The following is a 1,527-nucleotide window of genomic DNA, read 5'->3' on the forward strand; positions in this document are numbered from 1 at the left end:
GTCAACTACCCTAGACTGAAGTCTAGGGCTTAGTGGCTCGTTAGCTTGCGCTAACCAGAACACCAACTTGCTTAGATACGGACTTGACTTACCAGCAATAGTCTTTTGACTATTGCCGATAGAGGTCGTCTAATTACCAAAGCCTTTTAAGTCCGCGAGTTGCTAACGGACTGCAGCCTTTCTAGGCTGCTTTTTTTATTTTAGGATTTTGCCACTTGCTTAATCCTTTTTCTAAGATGTTCACTGCCGCATTCCAATCACGAATATGGGGCATTCGACAAATTGGACAAGTCCACTCCCGATCCTTAAGGGTTAATTTCTTATAACCATTTTGGCCCATAATACTGCCACAAGCATGACAGCGTTGAGTAGTATATTTAGGATCAATTGTTAGAAATTCTTTACCATATAGATCTGCCTTATAAGCCAGCATATTCAGGAAACTACGCCAGCCGACATCAGAAATTGATTGCGACAAGGCATGATTCTTTAACAGGTTTCTGTTTCTTAATTCCTCGGCAACTACTAAATCGTGGTTTTTGATTAGTGCAGTTGAGAGTACTTGTAAAAAGTCATTACGCTGTCTTCTGATCTTATCGTGCAGTTTAGCGACTATTAGACGCTGTTTTTGATAGTTTTTTGCTAGCCGCAAATTGCGTCCTTCTTTTTTAGCCCGGCGCTGCCTGCGAGACAAGACACGTTGGGCATGGGCCAGCTTCTTTTTGGTTTTGCGGTAAAATCGTGGATTAGCGACCATTGCTCCGTTAGATGCTGTTAGGAAGTTATCTAAATTGAGGTCAATGCCAATTTGACTTTGTGTTTTAGGTAATTCCTTAACAAAAGCAGTATCGCTGCCTAATTGCATAGACAGGTAGAACTGGTCATCAGCGGTCTTTTTTATCGTGACTGTGCCAATTCTAGTTGGAATCTGCTTAAGCAAGCGCTCTTTAATCAGTTTTCTAAAACCAGCAATGCGGACAATTCCCAGCTTAGGCAATTTAATATGTTTAGCATCAATAAATCTAGCTGTCCCGTTATCAAGATAGGCTTCTGACTGCTTAGGATATTGACAGTTGGTCTGATATGACCAGTCGCTGCGTTTTTTGTGAAAAGTCGGAATTCCATGACCAATCTTGCGATAGTTGTTCCAAGCTTTCTGATAATTTTGAATGGCGTTGGCAATAGCGAGACTATCAATTTCTTTAACACGCAAAAAGCTATAAGTATCACGAATATTCCTTGGCTTATCCAATAGTTCGCTATTAGTGACTACTTCTTCTGCCAACCTAGTCTCATAATTATTAAGAATAGAAAAGGCAAAAGGCATTGCTTGATATTGTCTAACAGCTAAGTAGTGCTTAGCATGATAATTGCTTCGATTGCGTCCTACATAAGAGTTGTAAACAAAGCGCTGCGCATCATAGTTTAGTTTAATGATTTTCTTTTGCTTAGAACTAGGATAAAAGCGAAGCTTAACGCCAAAATGATAGGCTAAACTGCTCATTCTTTTCATGTATTTCACCTCCT

Annotated in this window: 1 protein-coding gene; it reads right to left on the reverse strand. The window is 40.1% G+C overall.

Going from position 1 to position 1,527, the window contains the following annotated elements:
* Nucleotides 1–181: 181 nt before the first annotated feature.
* The gene (locus tag ACI35L_RS13315) at nt 182–1,513 is read right to left on the reverse strand and encodes an RNA-guided endonuclease InsQ/TnpB family protein (RefSeq protein ID WP_130898557.1); all 1,332 of its coding nucleotides are present in this window, start codon (nt 1,511–1,513) and stop codon (nt 182–184) included.
* Nucleotides 1,514–1,527 lie beyond the last annotated feature (14 nt).

Source organism: Pradoshia sp., assembly GCF_051873915.1.
GTDB lineage: Bacteria > Bacillota > Bacilli > Bacillales > Pradoshiaceae > Pradoshia.

Bases quoted from the DNA above. Each gene is read 5' to 3' on its own strand.
- ACI35L_RS13315 (WP_130898557.1), bottom strand. From the start codon at position 1,513: ATGAAAAGAATGAGCAGTTTAGCCTATCATTTTGGCGTTAAGCTTCGC.